This window comes from Mixta tenebrionis (genome assembly GCF_006517625.1).
In the GTDB taxonomy this organism is placed as follows: domain Bacteria; phylum Pseudomonadota; class Gammaproteobacteria; order Enterobacterales; family Enterobacteriaceae; genus Mixta; species Mixta tenebrionis.
In genome coordinates this window covers 228780-244129 of sequence record NZ_VHQI01000001.1, presented here as the reverse complement: position 1 = coordinate 244129, position 15350 = coordinate 228780, and the positions used below count along the sequence as shown (strand labels likewise).

General features: G+C 56.8%; 11 protein-coding genes and 1 tRNA gene. 7 read left to right on the top strand and 5 right to left on the bottom strand.

The window, feature by feature from the left end:
• Positions 1–58 precede the first annotated feature (58 nt).
• Positions 59–2218 (bottom strand): TonB-dependent siderophore receptor, encoded by a 2160-nt coding sequence (locus FKM52_RS01070; RefSeq protein WP_141174352.1) that lies wholly within the window; start codon positions 2216–2218, stop codon positions 59–61.
• Positions 2219–2444: 226 nt separating this feature from the next.
• Positions 2445–4112 (bottom strand): alpha,alpha-trehalase TreA, encoded by a 1668-nt coding sequence (gene treA, locus FKM52_RS01065; protein ID WP_141174690.1) that lies wholly within the window; start codon positions 4110–4112, stop codon positions 2445–2447.
• A gap of 689 nt (positions 4113–4801) precedes the next feature.
• Here treA and FKM52_RS01060 point away from each other — a divergent pair.
• On the top strand, positions 4802–5584 hold the full coding sequence (locus FKM52_RS01060; RefSeq protein ID WP_141174351.1) for an ATP-grasp domain-containing protein: 783 nt from the start codon (positions 4802–4804) through the stop codon (positions 5582–5584).
• 636 nt (positions 5585–6220) lie between these two features.
• On the opposite strand, the gene FKM52_RS01055 is transcribed toward FKM52_RS01060, so the two are convergent.
• Positions 6221–6308, bottom strand: a tRNA-Ser gene (locus tag FKM52_RS01055).
• 231 nt (positions 6309–6539) lie between these two features.
• Here FKM52_RS01055 and FKM52_RS01050 point away from each other — a divergent pair.
• The 4 genes from FKM52_RS01050 (at position 6540) to FKM52_RS01035 (ending at position 10425) form a co-directional block, all read left to right on the top strand.
• The gene (locus FKM52_RS01050; protein ID WP_246085481.1) at positions 6540–8027 is read left to right on the top strand and encodes a peptide MFS transporter; all 1488 of its coding nucleotides are present in this window, start codon (positions 6540–6542) and stop codon (positions 8025–8027) included.
• A 63-nt stretch (positions 8028–8090) separates the two neighbouring features.
• The gene (gene ghrA, locus FKM52_RS01045) at positions 8091–9032 is read left to right on the top strand and encodes a glyoxylate/hydroxypyruvate reductase GhrA (protein ID WP_141174349.1); all 942 of its coding nucleotides are present in this window, start codon (positions 8091–8093) and stop codon (positions 9030–9032) included.
• A 48-nt stretch (positions 9033–9080) separates the two neighbouring features.
• Positions 9081–9818: a phosphatase gene (locus FKM52_RS01040; RefSeq protein ID WP_141174348.1), complete on the top strand. Its 738-nt coding sequence runs from the start codon at positions 9081–9083 to the stop codon at positions 9816–9818.
• 34 nt (positions 9819–9852) lie between these two features.
• Complete coding sequence (locus FKM52_RS01035) at positions 9853–10425, top strand: TorD/DmsD family molecular chaperone (protein ID WP_141174347.1); 573 nt, start codon at positions 9853–9855, stop codon at positions 10423–10425.
• Positions 10426–10428: 3 nt separating this feature from the next.
• Here the strand turns inward: FKM52_RS01035 and FKM52_RS01030 are convergent, their stop codons facing one another.
• A complete protein-coding gene (locus FKM52_RS01030; RefSeq protein ID WP_141174346.1) occupies positions 10429–11811 on the bottom strand; it encodes a CoA transferase in 1383 nt (460 codons plus the stop codon).
• Between the two features lie 65 nt (positions 11812–11876).
• Entirely contained in the window at positions 11877–12770 is an 894-nt protein-coding gene (locus tag FKM52_RS01025) for a DMT family transporter (protein ID WP_141174345.1), read from the bottom strand.
• A 207-nt stretch (positions 12771–12977) separates the two neighbouring features.
• Between FKM52_RS01025 and FKM52_RS01020 the strand changes: the two genes are divergently transcribed.
• Complete coding sequence (locus FKM52_RS01020) at positions 12978–13691, top strand: glutamine amidotransferase (RefSeq protein WP_141174344.1); 714 nt, start codon at positions 12978–12980, stop codon at positions 13689–13691.
• A gap of 137 nt (positions 13692–13828) precedes the next feature.
• Positions 13829–15349: an acetaldehyde dehydrogenase ExaC gene (gene exaC, locus FKM52_RS01015; RefSeq protein WP_141174343.1), complete on the top strand. Its 1521-nt coding sequence runs from the start codon at positions 13829–13831 to the stop codon at positions 15347–15349.
• Position 15350: the final 1 nt, after the last annotated feature.

Below are 15350 nucleotides of genomic sequence, written 5' to 3'. Positions count from 1 at the left end.
CAAAGGAGGCGTCAGCCTCCTGTTTGACCGCCTGACCCGATAAAGCGTTAACCGCCGGTCAGAAATCGTAGCCAACGGTGGCGACAACGGAACGCTCGGCGCCCCAGTAGCAGTTGCCGGTGCCGTAGCAGGCGGCGACATACTCGCGATCGGTGAGGTTATTGGCGTTAACCTGCACCCATGCGCCTTTCAGCTGGTTATTCCATACGCCAAGATCGGCGCGAATAGAGGCATCAAACAGCGTCGCCGAAGGCAGACGAGTACGGTTTTCATTATCCGCCCACTGTTTGCCGATATAGCGCACGCCCGCGCCTGCGCTGATGCCGTAATCAAACTTATAGTAACCCCACAGTGAAGCGATCTGATTCGGGGTGACATAAGGCGTATGCCCGTCGTTGCCGTCGACGCTCTCTTTAAAGCGCACGCGCGTCACCGAATAGTTGGCGATGGTACTGAAGCGCGGCGTCAGCTGATTACGCGCCTCCAGCTCCAGCCCGCGTGAATGCACCTTTCCGGCGGGTTCATAGTAGGAGGTGTTAACTACGCGGTTGCCGACATCTTTCTGCGTCAGATCGTAGACGGCAATGGAATAGAGATCCGAGGTGCCGGTTGGCTGATATTTCACCCCGGCCTCATATTGTTCCGCGGTGGTCGGCTTCAGCAAATCGCCGCTGGCGTCCGGCAGGCTGGAAGGCGTAATCGCCTGGCTGTAGCTGACGTAGGGGGAAACACCGTTATCGAACGCGTACAGCAGCGAGGCGCGCCCGCTGATATGGTCATCAGAGCGGCGACGGCTGGTATCGGTAGTATCGTTGGTGCTTTTCGCCACCAGACGATCGTAGCGGCCGGAGAGCGTCATATGCCAGTTATTCCACGCCATCTCATCCTGTAAATAGACGCCTGTCTGATGATAGCGGCGCGTTTGATTATAGGCGTAGAGGCCGGGAGTACGAGCGGCGTCAGGATCGGCTGGATTGTAGGCGCTTTGCCAGAAATGCGCGCCGCCGACGCCGGTGCGGGCATTCAGCGGATCCACATAGGCGCTGGCATCCCACAGGCTGTCGCGGTACTGATGATAATCGGCGCCCAGCACCAGCGTATGTTCAACTTCGCCGGTGGTAAAATCGGCTTCCAGCTGATTATCGATAGCGAAAGCGTCCAGCGATGAGCGCTCGCCGGAGTAGTAGCGATCCAGCAGGTTGCTGTCGCCAATCCAGCCAATCTGGTAGACCTGATCCAGATCGACGTTGGAGTGGGTGTAGCTGGCGTTAGAGCGGAAAGCCCAGGTCTCATTAAAGCGATGGGAGAAGACGTAGCTGTAAATTTGTTCGCGGCGTTTAAACTGATCGATTGCGCTTTCGCCATCATAGAAACCGTTGCTGAGCTTACGGCCGTTACGTTCGGTAATGCTGCCTTCGCCCGGCACCGAGCCATGATAGCCGCCGGAGGGATCTTTTTGCAGGTAGGCTTTCAACAGCAAAGAGGTGTCGCTGTCGGGCTGCCAGAGCAGGGAAGGCGAAATGGCATAGCGCTCTTCACGCGTGTGATCGTACTGCGTATCGCTGTTGCGGGCGATGCCGGTCAGACGAAACGCCCATTGGTCGTTAATGGCATTGGTATAATCGAAGGCGGCGCCGGTCGTACTGTTATTGCCCGCCATCAACCGGAAATGACCTTCCTGCTGAAACTGCGGGCGTTTGGAGGTCATCATCACCAGCCCGCCGGGTACGGTCTGACCATACAGTGCGGAAGAAGGGCCTTTAATCACGTCGATGCGTTCCAGGAACCAGGGATCGACCTGCAAGGCGTTATAGCTGCCGCCGTCGGTCATCAGACGCAGGCCGTCGAGGAAGGTGTTATCAACGTCGCCGCCGTGGAAGCCGCGCAGTGAAACGGTATCATAGCGGGTGGCCGCGCCGGCGAAGTTGGTAAATACGCCGGAGCTGTAGTTCAGCGCCTGGTTAACATCCATCGCGCCCTGGTCTTCAATTTGCTGCCGCGTAATTACCGAAACCGACTGGCCGGTAGTAATCAGCGGTCGATCGGTTTTCGTTGCGCCGCTGCTGGTTTTGGCGCGATAGCCGCTGGTGGGTGAATCAGCGGTTTCCGCTGGCTGAGCGGTAACGACCAGCGTATCGGCAGCAATGGCAAAACCAGGTACGGCAAGCGCCAGCGAACAAAGCAGCGCGGAACGTTTCAGGCTGAAAGGCATTCCCATTTGATATCCCTTAAAACTGACAAAAGAGTCGCGCTGTGAAAGCGGCGACCGGCAGAAGTAAATGAGCGGTTAATCTCATGTAACTGTAAAGACTAATGAGAATTATTATCTTTCTCTGTTTCCGATTCAAGTAGAGATTTATCTGAATATATCCAGATAAATAGTGTGGATTCAGGGGGTTAAAGCAGAAAAAACAGCCCGGCGCTGCTGCCGGGCCAGCTGAAAATTACGGCCTTTTTTTCATATCGTCGACGTTGTTACAGGTGACGCCCTGCGGACAATACATATCCATCAGCTTAAGGGTTACGCCGTTGGTCCAGCCGAAGCCGTCCTGCAACGGATATTCACCGCCGCCGCCGCCGCCGAGATTGCCTTCAACGACATATTTTTCCACCAGCTTATGTTCGCGATTATAGGTAGCCTGAACGTTTTCCAGAAAGCGCATGCCGATCTCTTTCGCCAGCGTTTGCTCGTTATAATGATTCAGGCCTTCAACCGCGACCCACTGCAGCGGCGCCCAGCCGTTAGGCGCATCCCACTGCTGACCGTTATGCACGTTGGTGGTAACCAGACCGCCCGCTTTTACCAGCTGTTTCTCTACCGCATCAGCGGTTTTCGCTGCGCGATCGCTGCTGGCGGCTTTGGTATAGAGAGGGAACAGGGCGGCGGCGGTCAGCTGGGTGCGTACGCTGCTGTGCTGCCAGTCGTAGTCGGCGTACCAGCCATCTTTATCGTTCCACAGATAGCGGTTAATGGCGGCCTGACGTTTTTCCGCCAGCTGCGCATAGCGCTGGCTCTCATCCGGCTTATTCGCCGCCTTGCTGGCGCGCGACAGCGTTTTTTCCAGATGGAACAGCAGAGCGTTCAGATCTACCGGTACGATTCCCGTGGTGCGGATAGTGGCGAGATCGTTGGGATCGTCAAACCAGCGGGAGCTAAAATCCCAGCCTGACGCCGCGCCGGAACGCAGATCGCGATAAAGCTCCGCCTTGTTGCGCTGGGGCGCTTTTTGCGCCGTGGTAATATCATCCATATACGATTCGGTACGCGGCACGTCGCGCGCATCCCAGTAGCGGTTCAGCACCGTACCATCTTTCAGTTTCACCACGCGTTTGCTGGCGCTACCGGCTGCGACGCTTTGCGCATCCGCCATCCAGTAGTGATACTCTTTCTCCAGCTGCGGCAGATATTTTTCGTAAGTTTCTTCGCCGTCATGCTGCGCCAGCAGGTCGACCATCAGGCTAAAGAAGGGCGGCTGGGAACGGCTGAGATAGTAGCTGCGGTTGCCGTTAGGAATATGGCCGTAGGTATCCAGCTCGTGGGCAAAGTTATCGACCATATCCTGTACGCGATCCCAGTGGCCGCTTTCCGCCAGGCCCAGCATGGTGAAATAGCTGTCCCAGTAATATACTTCTCTGAAGCGCCCGCCCGGTACGACATAGGGTTTAGGCAGCGAAAGCAGCGAGTCGTACTGGTTTACTTTATCGGTAGTGCGCGTCAGCACCGGCCAGAGGCCGTCGATATGCTCACGCAGGCTCTGTCCGGCTGGCGGAACATAGGCTTCAGGCTTGCCCGGCACGGTAAAATTACTTTCCACAAAGCGGCGCAGATCGAAATTACGCTGGTTTTTCTGCATCTGCCAGTCGGCGAGAATCGAGGCCGGATTAAATTTCGGCACCGCATCGGCAAAGGTTTTCTGATCCGGGAAAAACTTTGCCGACTGTACCGCATGATACAGCGGGCCAAGTCGCACATCCGGCGGCTGGGGCGCTTCCACCCGTTGCTGATTTTCCGCCGCCTGCGCATAAAAAGTTCCCGTAGTCAGCGCGCCCGTTATCATCAAAGGCAACAGCAAGGCGCCTTTCCAGTGAGAAGTTACGGCCTTTTTCGTCATCATTGTTCTCCTTGTCCAGACCAGACACAGCCTGTAAGTAATTGACCATGCAAAAAACTTTAGACGAAATTTACTGGTTTGCCTGGCGGCGGGCGGGAAATGTGAGTTGGCTTGGGGAATTTGAGCAGCGACAGGCGTCGCGTAGTGAGCGCCTTGACTTTATGCCGATCCGTTATAAGCGAGCGCCTTTGCCTGGCGTTGCACAGGCAAGGGGGCGTTTACAAGGCAGGCGGCATAGCCGATTGTCGAAGCCTTAAGCGTATACAAAAATTTATTTAAAAGGTTAAAAAAACATCATTATTGCGATATTGCCGCGCTCGTATTGCAGCTTGCTTTGTGTGTCTTATTTAATACTGCCAATATTCACTGTATATTTTGCCTGATTTTTTATTCTGCTAATTAAGCGGCTAGTAATTTTATTGTAAAGGGCAGGGACAACCGTTTATGGCAGAGCAGGGTATATCTAAGTTAATTTATCTTTTATTATTTATATAATATTAGTTGACCAAAATCGTAAGCCTGCGGCAAGTGCAGAGCTGTTTAAGCTGCATATCGATCCGGGCTGATTTATAAATCACAGCATGGTTAAGTGGGAATGCAAGTCGTTGCCCGTCTGTACTTTTAGCGGCATTTAAGTATTATTGCGACAATAAATTCAAAAATTACTCATTATATAAGAGGAGGGTTGCATGCAAATAATTTATCCAGGCGATTATTTTAACGCAAACAGAGTTGATGAAACCTTTGAGGCTGAATGCGATAGCGCAAGGAAAGCGGGTTTAAAATCTGTCTTGTTATCTTCCCAATCCTTCCATGAAGGAAAGATTAAGTTTTCAGGGAGTTTTGAACCAGGGCAGCCTGTCATCTGGCGAGGATGGATGCTTAAGGAAAAAGAATATCGCGCCCTGCATGATGCTGTCAGCAACTGTGGCGCAGAGATGTGGGTTTCTCCTGAATATTACGCTGCCTGCCACTATATCACCGGCTGGTATGAACTATGTCGTGACTATACGCCTGAAACTATTTTCCTGAAAGAGAGCGATGATTTTAGCAAGGTTACGTCAGCACTTCAGTGGCCTGCCTGGTTTGTAAAAGACTATGTTAAATCGCTTACGACATCGCGCGGCTCCGTAGCGCGGAATGCTGAAGAGATACAAGAAATATTAGCTGGCATTAAGCAGTTTCGTGGCGAAATAGAAGGCGGCGTAGCCCTGAGAAAATTTGAACAGTTAAAGCCAGATAGCGAGCGGCGCTATTTCTCATTTAACCATAAAGTTTTTGCGGCAGATGATGTTATTCCTGATGTGGTTCAGAAGATCGCAAATGATATTAAATCACCATTTTTCTCCATAGATATGGCTGAATCCACCGCGGGCGATCTTCGCTTAATTGAAATTGGCGATGGTCAGGTTTCAGATATCAAGGAATGGGATGTGCAAAGGTTTATAAATATACTGCGTACGGCTGGTTAACCCTGAGCCTCTACTTTATATACAGACCTTATGCTGGCCTCTGCTAACCAGCAGTAACAGAGGCGTAAGAACGCATGACGTTGATATATTAAACTTCTTTTTTACTTTACGTCATGCTGTGTTCGGGTGAACTGTTCAGCTAAAATCAGCGCCTGGTTAGTATTGCATCAGCTGCCTGTGAAATTTTTCTGTATTTTTCGGGAGTCTAATCAACACATACATATTATGGTAATTTAGTTTGCCGGCGCGCTATGCAAACAAAAAAGCCTGAACTTTCGCTCAGGCTTTCTCATTGAATAATGGCGGTGAGGGGGGGATTGACTCGCTGCGCTCGCCCTGCGGGCAGCCTGCGGCTGTCCAACCGCTGCGCGGTTGTCGAACCCGGCGGGGGTTCTCATCACCCCCCTTGCCGGCGCGCTATGCAAACAAAAAAGCCTGAACTTTCGCTCAGGCTTTCTCGTTGAATAATGGCGGTGAGGGGGAGATTGACTCGCTGCGCTCGCCCTGCGGGCAGCCTGCGGCTGTCCAACCGCTGCGCGGTTGTCGAACCCGGCGGAGGTTCTCATCACCCCCCTTGCCGGTACGCTATGCAAACAAAAAAGCCTGAACTTTCGCTCAGGCTTTCTCATTGAATAATGGCGGTGAGGGGGGGATTCGAACCCCCGATACGTTGCCGTATACACACTTTCCAGGCGTGCTCCTTCAGCCACTCGGACACCTCACCATATTGTCATCAACAGGCACACTGTTGATGGGCGCTAATGTAGGGATTTTACCTGCTTGCGTCAATCAACTTTCTGCGGCAAATGATGCGTTTAGTCAGTTTTAAACCATTTCGCCGTGAAAATAATCGAAAAACAGCTAAGAAATAACTGATACCGTAAATCAGACTGCATCCTGATAAAAGACGATGCATACTGATGCACTTTCGATGCTTAAAAACACTGAGGTCAGCTTGAACAGTTCAACCAAAGCGCAACCGCAGGAGAGCCCGGCCGGGGCCGGGGCGCTATTTTTTATTCAGATCTTCGCCACGCTCGGCTTTGCCGTGCTCTATTCCACCCTGGTGCTGTATGCCACTAAACGACTCGGTTTCAGCGAGGCGCAGGCGAACGCGACTATGGGCGTTTTCGGCGCCTTTAACTATGGTCTGCACCTGTTCGGCGGTTATCTGGGCGGGCGTTTTCTCAGCAACCGTAATTTGTTCGTGCTGGGAATGGTATTGCAGGTTATCGGCTGTTGGGTGCTGTCGGGGGAGAGTGCCGAGGGGCTTTACTGGGGACTGGCGATGTTCCTGACCGGCAGCGGCCTTAACGTCACCTGCATTAACATGATGCTGACGCAGCGATTTGCGCCGGACGATCATCGCCGTGAGGGCGCCTTCCTGTGGAACTATGCCGGGATGAACCTCGGCTTCTTTATCGGCTTTACCGGCGCCGGTTATTTTCAGCTGGGCGAGCATTATCAGGCGCTGTTTCTCTTTGCCACGCTCGGTAACGCGGTGGCGATCGTTATCAGCCTGCTGCGCTGGAAAATTCTGGCAGATATCGATACGCCGTTGCTGCATGTCAATCCACGTCAGTTCCGTCTGCGTATGCTGATCGGCCTGGCGGTGCTGGTGGCGCTGGTGCCGGTTATCCGCGTGATGTTGACGCATGCCGATTTTACCGGCTCTTTCGTTATTGCGCTGGGCTGTCTGATCTTTCTGCTGATGTGCTTTATCACCCTGCGTCATCGACCGCATCACGAACGGCGGCGTATGACCGCCTATCTGCTGCTGGCGATGGGCTCGCTGGTGTTCTGGATGCTCTACCAGCTGGCGCCCATGGGGCTGATGCTGTTTGTCGAACATAATATTAACCTCAACGTCTGGGGCATCCGCGTGGCGCCGCAGTGGGTACAGAATATCAATACTTTGGTGATCGTAATTGGCGGGCCGCTGCTGGCGCTGGGCTTTAACCGCCTGCGTCAGCGCGGCTGGCGTATCGATATCCCGCTGCAGTTCGCCGGTTCGCTGTTTTGCATTGGGCTGGGTATGCTGGTGCTGCCGCTGGGAATTATGCTGGCGGGCGGCGACGGCATGGTGGCGTTTAAGTGGATCTTCATCAGCTATGTGCTGCAGAGCATAGGCGAACTGCTGATCTCGCCAATCGGCTACGCGATGATCGGCAAGCTGGCGCCGGCGCGTTATCAGGGCGTCATGATGGGCTGCTGGATGATGGTGACCGGCGTCGCTTCGGTGCTGGCGGGCTATGTTTCGGCGCTGATGCCGGAAAACAGCGGCAGCAGCGCGCTGCTGACTAATCCCGGCTACAGCCATATCTTCAGCCTGCTGGGGTGGGGCGCGGCGGCTGTCGGCCTGGTGATGCTGTTCCTGATGCCGCTGCTGCGCAGGCTAATTCAGTCAGCCGCGCCGCAGGCTCAGGCGCGGCCAGCTGGCTAATTTTTACTTGCCAGCGCCTGCATTTTCCCTGAGCCTTGGGGGAAATAACCCTATGGAGGCGCTATGGACATTATCTTTTATCATCCCACCTTCAGCGCGGAAAAATGGCGGCAGGGGCTACAGCAGCGCCTGCCGCAGGCGCGTTTGCGTCTCTGGCAGCCGGGCGATAATCAGCCTGCCGATTACGCGCTGGTTCGTATGGCGCCGCCAGAAATGCTGCGCGGACGTGGCGATCTGAAGGCGATCTTCGCCATCGGCGCCGGAGTGGATGATATTCTGGGACAGCTGCGGCGCTATCCCGATATGATCGATCCCGCCGTGCCGCTGTTTCGGCTTGAAGATACCGGCATGGGTCTGCAGATGCAGGAGTATGCGGTGCACACCGTGCTGGGCTGGTTTCGCCGCTTTGACGACTACCGCCGCCAGCAGCAGCAGGCGCACTGGCAGCCGCTGCCCAACTACCGGCGTGAGGAGTTTACCATCGGCATCCTTGGCGCAGGCGTGCTGGGGCTTGGCGTAGCCGAAAGCCTCAAGGGCTGGGGATTTCCGCTGCGCTGCTGGAGCCGTTCGCCGAAACAGCTGGACGGCATTGAAAGCTTTCACGGCGATGAGCAGCTCGCGGCGTTTCTCTCCGGCACTCAGGTATTAATTAATTTATTGCCCAATACGCCGCAAACCGTCGGTATTATTAACCGCAGCCTGCTGAATCACCTTAACGACGGCGCTTTTGTCATGAACCTGGCGCGCGGCGCGCACGTGGTGGAGCAGGATCTGCTGGCGGCGCTGAATGATAATAAAATCAAGGGCGCCGCGCTGGACGTGTTTGTTAATGAGCCGCTGCCGGCGGATCATCCCTTCTGGCATCATCCCGGCGTCACGATTACGCCGCATAATGCCGCCGTAACCCTGCCCGATGAGGCGATGAACTATATCGCCGGCGCGATTCAGCAGCTGGAAGCGGGGCGGCAGCCGGAAGGACGCGTGGATCTGACGCGCGGCTATTAAATGAGATAACGGTAAAGAACCACTTTGCCGCAGAAGGAGGAGGTTTGGATGTATCCTGTTGATTTGCATATGCATACTGTAGCCAGCACCCATGCTTACAGTACGCTGCACGACTATATCGCCATGGCGAAACAGAAAGGTATCAAGCTGTTTGCCATTACCGATCATGGCCCCGATATGGCCGATGCGCCGCACTACTGGCACTTTGTCAATATGCATGTCTGGCCGCGAGTGGTGGATGGCATCGGCATTTTGCGCGGCATTGAGGCGAATATAAAAAACCGGGCCGGAGAGATCGACTGTACCGGACGTATGCTTGACGCGATGGATCTGATTATTGCCGGATTTCACGAGCCGGTTTTCGCTCCGCAGGATAAAGCCGCCCATACCGAGGCGATGATCGCCGCTATGGCCAGCGGTGACGTACATATTATCAGCCATCCCGGCAACCCCAATTTCCCGGTCGATATCCGGGCGATTGCGGAGGCGGCGGCGGAATACCAGGTGGCGCTGGAAATCAATAACTCCTCTTTTACCCACTCGCGCCGCGGCAGCGAGCCGAACTGTCGCGCTATCGCCGAGGCAGTGCGCGACGCCGGCGGTTTGCTGGCTTTCGGCTCCGATTCCCATACTGCTTTCACGCTGGGCAACTTCGAACACTGTCTGCGCATTACGCGTGAGGTGGATTTTCCGCAGGAACGCGTGTTAAATGTCACGCCGCGCCGCCTGCTCGATTTCCTCGAAATGCGGGGCGGGAAGCCTCTTGACGCGTTTGCTGATTTTTAACGGCGGCGTTTAACCTCTGAACGGACTGAAAGTAATGAATGAGTTTTCCATTATCTGCCGCGTGATCGGCTCGCTGTTTAATCGCCCGCCGCAGGATCCGCTGCTGGAGCCGCTGTTTACGCTGATTCGCGCAGGCAAACTGCAGCAGCACTGGCCGCTGGAGCAGGATGAGCTGCTGGCGCGCCTGCGTCAGCACTGCGATCCACAGGCGCTGGCGGCGGATTACAATGCGCTGTTTGTCGGCAGCGACTGCCGTGTACCGCTCTGCGGTTCGCAGTGGAAAGATGGTCCAACGGAGGCGGAGGCGCGCAGCTTCCTGCAGCAGCGCGGCATGCCTCTGACGGAAGCGCCTGCTGACAGCTTCGGCGCGCTGCTGCTGGCGGCTTCATGGCTGGAGGATCAGGCGCAGGAAGATGAGACTGAAGCGCAGATCGCATTGTTTGATGATTTTCTGCTGCCGTGGTGCGGTGCTTTTCTCGGTAAGGTAGAGGCGCATGCGACCAGTGGTTTTTATCGCACGCTGGCGGCCCTTAGCCGGGAAGCACTACAGGCGATGCGCGAAGAGCTGGCGGAAGCCGAAGAGGAACAAGACGGCGGCGAGGCGTAACGCTCAGGGCGTCAGCCAGCGTGCCGACGCCGAGCCCAGCGGGACGCCGGATCGCGACCAGAGCAGCGGCGTACCCGGCAGCCACAGCGGCGGCTTCAGACGATAGCCGATGCCGAAAGACGTAAGTTCCAGCGTATCGCTGGCGTCATGGGGCAGCGCCGGCCCGGGTTCGTCGGCCGCCGCGCCAGGCGGATGTGGATAAGGATACGCGGTCAGCAGATGAGCGGTGCGCGCCAGCGACAGGCGGGCCGTACAGCCGGTACGCCGTGCGAGGCGTCGCCGCATGCCTTCCAGCACCGCAGCGGCCATCAGGTAGCCGGTAGCGTGATCCAGCGCCTGTACCGGCAGCGGCTGCGGCGCTGCCGTTCCGCGCCAGCGCTGTCCGCCCTCGGCGATGCCGCAGGCCATCTGCACCAGGCTGTCAAAGCCGCGCCGGTTGCGCCACGGACCGCTCCAGCCCCAGGCGTTCAGGCTGACCTCAATCAGGCCCGGCGCCAGCTGCTGAAAACGCGCGCTGTCGTAACCCAGCTTTTCCAGCGCGTCGGCGCGATAGCCATGTACCAGCACGTCCGCCTGCGCCAGCAGCCGTTCAAACTGCTGGCGTCCGGCGATGCTTTTCAGATTGAGGCGTGCGCTGCGCTTGCCCAGCAGCAGCTCTTCCTCCAGCGCCGGCTCTTCCCAGCCAGGCGGATCGAGGCGCAGCACCTCGGCGCCAAGACCGGCAAGAAAACGCGTCGCGACCGGCCCGGCAACGATTCGGGTTAAGTCGAGTACGCGCACTTTGTTTAACGGACGAATAAGATGCAGAGGCCATGCGGGCGGCGCGGCCTCCGCCCATGACGTCCAGGCGATAAGCGGCTCCTGCGCCACGCTTCTTCCCTGCGGATGTTGCTGCCAGGCGCTCAGGCTGCGCATCTCCGCCGCGCAGCCGCCAGCCTCGATAATCGCCAGCTCCAGCGCCTGCTTTTTCCAGACGCTTACCCTCTGCGCCAGCGCCGCGCGATCGGCATGCCTGCCCAGCACGCGTTCCATCGCCTGACGGTGATGGCGCGCGTTAGTGTGCAGACGGATCCAGCCATCGGCGGCGGCGTAGTCGCCAGCGAAAGTATCCCAGGCGGGCGGCAGCGGACGGTTAAGCGGGTAAAAGCTCTGCTGAAACCAGCGCGAAGCGAGGCGTACATTAAGCTGCGGCCTGGCCGGGTTATTGACCAGCGCCGCCGCGGCCTGCGCCGCCAGCGCCACGGAAGTGACGGCAAACTCACTCACCGGCCAGGCGGAACAGAAGGCATCCTGCCCCTGTAGATCAATCTGAGGAAGCGGCGACGCTTCGCTGCGTAATCCGTGCCAGAACTGTTGCCAGAATCGTGCCGCCAGCTGGTGATCCATGTTGCTCTCCCTCGGTATCGTTCTTTTTTACCTTAGCAACAGATGGCGCTTTTTTCCTGCGGCGGCTAATGCTTACGCCGTAGCGAAAGCCGGGGAAAGCGGGCGTGCATACGCAGATTGCGGATATTAATCACCGCGATAGCGGTGCCGAGTATCACCAGCAGCGAACCGGCTACTTTAAACTGATTCAGACTGTCGCCCAGCACCAGCACGCCCATAATCACCGCCAGCACCGGGGTTAACAGCGAATAGGGCATAATCAGGTTGATATTATATTTCTTCAGCAGGGCATACCACAGCGAGTAGGCCACCACCGAAGAGGCGATGGCGCTGAACAGAATGCCAAACCAGCCGCGCCAGGTGGCGTGCAGCAGCGCGTCGATTTGATGCTCTTCGGTAAGCCAGGAGGTGAGGCCGACCACCGGGATCGCCATAAAAGAGAGCCAGCCGGTCATCGTTAGCGGCTTGATCGGCGGCGCTTTTTTTACAATCAGGTTGCTGACGGCCCAGCCGACGGCGCTGGTTAACAGCAGCGTCAATACCCACCAGCTGGGAATGGTTGGGCTGCCGCTGAGAACCGCTACGCCGCTGAGAGAGATCAGAATGCCGCACAGCTGAATCAAGCTAAGCCGCTCTTTTAATATCACCCATGCCAGCAGCATAGCGATAGGCGTTCCCAGCTGCACCACCACCGCCGCCGTACCGGCATCGGTGTAGCCAATGCCGACAAACAGCAGCGAAAAATGCATAAAACCGAAGGTAAAGGCCAACGCCGCCAGCCAGGGCAGCTGGGCGCGCGTCACGCGCGTAAAGGGCAGCAGCACCAGCGCGACCACCACGAAGCGCATACAGGTTAAAAACAGCGGCGGTAAATCGAGCAGACCCCATTTAATCGCGACGTTATTGAACGCCCAGATAGAAACAACCATCAACACCAGAAAAAAATGACGCAGCGCCACAAATCCGTCCTTAAATATCTGCAGTAAGTCACCGGTTATCATGACAGGTATTAGCCGACAGACAAGCACGCCAGCTGCGCTTTTCCTGTTGCTGCGCGGCTTATACTTCTTGCGGCGGTCATCCTCAGAAAAAGTGATGAGACAGCCCGACGCGGCGATGCAATACTTAGCGGCCGAAACGCCTCTTTCTCGGAAAAAGGATCCGGTATGACCTCGTTGCCGTTACCCCTGGTTTTACTACAGCTTGAAGTTCCTCCCGCGCCGGTACGCGAACGTATTGGCGAACAGGCGCGCTGGTTTATCGATGCGCTGGGCCTCTCTGCGCCTGACTATATTATCTGCCGCCCCGATCTCGGCGAGGCGCTGCCGGAATTTAGCGCTATCAGCGGCGCGATCCTGAGCGGTTCTTGGGCGATGGTTACCGATCACGCCGAATGGAGCGAACGCACCGCCGCCTGGGTACGTGCGGCGATGGCGCTCTCCCTGCCGCTGCTGGGCGTCTGCTATGGACACCAGCTGATGGCCTACGCGCTGGGCGGCGAGGTAGGCGATAATCCGCACGGCTGGGAGCGGGGCGCGCTGCCGGTAACGCTGCTGCCGGGCGCGCAGTCGGACGCGTTATTGGCCGGGCTGCCGTCCACCTTTGCGGCCTGGCTTTCACACCGGCAGACAGTGCTGGCACCGCCGCCCGGCGCACGGGTTCTGGCGCGCTCAGCCGCCGATGAGTGCCAGATTATTCGCTATGGACCTTGCGCGCTGTCGGTACAGTTTCATCCCGAATTTAACGCACGCATTATGCAGGCCTGCCAGTCCGCCGCCGCTCCGTCTGCCGCTGAAGCGCCGCCGGTTACCGAGAGCGCCCGCCTGATCCTGCAACGTTTCTGGCGCAGCCTGCAGCCGCGCGCGCAGATTAGCGCATAAGTGACGGAATCCATTGTGCTCACGTTTTTCTCCCCTGGCGGCTGTTAACCTGAGCCGCTCAACGACAGCTATCAGACGCGGTCAGGTAATTTATGGCTGCTTCTTAGTCAGTAGTTTAATGGCATGGGAGGATATATATGCGTTACGCGTGGCCATCAACTCAGGGTTCGCTCATCGTCTTACAGCAGCGTTATGCTAACTACATCAACGGCGAGTTTGTGGCGCCGATTGAAGGCAACTATTTTACCAATACTTCGCCGGTAGATGGTTCAACGATCGGCGAATTCCCGCGCTCCGGGCAGCAGGATATTGAACGGGCGCTGGACGCGGCGCATGCCGCCGCCGAACGCTGGGGAAAAACGTCGGTACAGGCGCGTTCGCGGGTACTGCTGCAAATTGCCGATCGCCTGGAGCAGAACCTGGAGCGCATCGCGGTGAATGAAAGCTGGGACAACGGCAAGCCGGTACGTGAAACCCTGGCCGCCGATGTGCCGCTGGCTATCGATCACTTTCGCTATTTCGCCGGCTGCATTCGCGCCCAGGAAGGCTCTGCGGCGGAGCTTGATGAGTATACCGCCGCTTATCATATCCATGAACCGCTGGGCGTGGTCGGCCAGATCATTCCGTGGAACTTTCCACTGTTAATGGCGGCGTGGAAGCTGGCGCCCGCGCTGGCGGCGGGTAACTGCGTAGTGATGAAGCCCGCCAGCCAGACGCCGTTATCTATCACGCTGTTTGCCGAGCTGGTCGGCGATCTGCTGCCGCCGGGCGTGCTGAATATTGTGCACGGCTACGGACGTGAAATTGGTGAAACGCTGGCCGGTAATCCGCGTATCGCCAAAATTGCCTTTACCGGTTCGACCGTTACCGGTATTCGTATTCTGCAACAGGCGGCGGAGCGCCTGATTCCCTCTACCGTTGAACTGGGCGGCAAATCCCCCAACATCTTCTTCGAAGATATTATGCAGGCCGAACCCTCCTTTATTGATAAAGCCGCCGAAGGCGTGGTGATGGGCTTCCTGAATCAGGGCGAAATCTGCTCCTGCCCGTCGCGGGCGCTGGTGCAGGAATCGATTTATGAGCCTTTTATCGAGGCGGTGAAAAAACGCATCAAGGCTATCCGGCGCGGCGATCCGCTGGATACCGATACCATGGTGGGCGCGCAGGCTTCGCAGCAGCAGTTCGATAAAATCCTCTCCTATCTTGATATCGCTCGCCAGGAAGGCGCAGAGATCCTGACCGGCGGCGGCGTCGAACAAACCGAAGGGCAGCTGAAAAACGGTTTCTATATTCAACCGACGCTGCTGAAAGGCAGCAACAGCATGCGCGTCTTTCAGGAAGAAATTTTCGGTCCGGTTATCGGGGTGACCACCTTTAAAGATGAGGCGGAAGCGATCGCGATCGCGAACGACACCATTTACGGCCTGGGCGCCGGACTCTGGACGCGTGATATCAACCGTGCCTGGCGCGTTGGGCGGGCGATTAAGGCGGGGCGCGTCTGGACCAACTGCTATCACCTCTATCCGGCGCATGCGGCGTTCGGCGGTTATAAACAGTCGGGCATCGGGCGCGAAACCCATAAAATGATCCTGGAACACTATCAGCAAACCAAAAATCTGCTGGTCAGCTACAGCATCGAGCCTCAGGGCTTTTTCTGAA

What these genes read in the sequence shown, in the direction of transcription:
- FKM52_RS01070 (WP_141174352.1), bottom strand. Translation starts at nt 2,218, where the DNA reads ATGGGAATGCCTTTCAGCCTGAAACGTTCCGCGCTGCTTTGTTCGCTG.
- treA (WP_141174690.1), bottom strand. Translation starts at nt 4,112, where the DNA reads ATGACGAAAAAGGCCGTAACTTCTCACTGGAAAGGCGCCTTGCTGTTG.
- FKM52_RS01060 (WP_141174351.1), top strand. Translation starts at nt 4,802, where the DNA reads ATGCAAATAATTTATCCAGGCGATTATTTTAACGCAAACAGAGTTGAT.
- ghrA (WP_141174349.1), top strand. Translation starts at nt 8,091, where the DNA reads ATGGACATTATCTTTTATCATCCCACCTTCAGCGCGGAAAAATGGCGG.
- FKM52_RS01040 (WP_141174348.1), top strand. Translation starts at nt 9,081, where the DNA reads ATGTATCCTGTTGATTTGCATATGCATACTGTAGCCAGCACCCATGCT.
- FKM52_RS01035 (WP_141174347.1), top strand. Translation starts at nt 9,853, where the DNA reads ATGAATGAGTTTTCCATTATCTGCCGCGTGATCGGCTCGCTGTTTAAT.
- FKM52_RS01030 (WP_141174346.1), bottom strand. Translation starts at nt 11,811, where the DNA reads ATGGATCACCAGCTGGCGGCACGATTCTGGCAACAGTTCTGGCACGGA.
- FKM52_RS01020 (WP_141174344.1), top strand. Translation starts at nt 12,978, where the DNA reads ATGACCTCGTTGCCGTTACCCCTGGTTTTACTACAGCTTGAAGTTCCT.
- exaC (WP_141174343.1), top strand. Translation starts at nt 13,829, where the DNA reads ATGCGTTACGCGTGGCCATCAACTCAGGGTTCGCTCATCGTCTTACAG.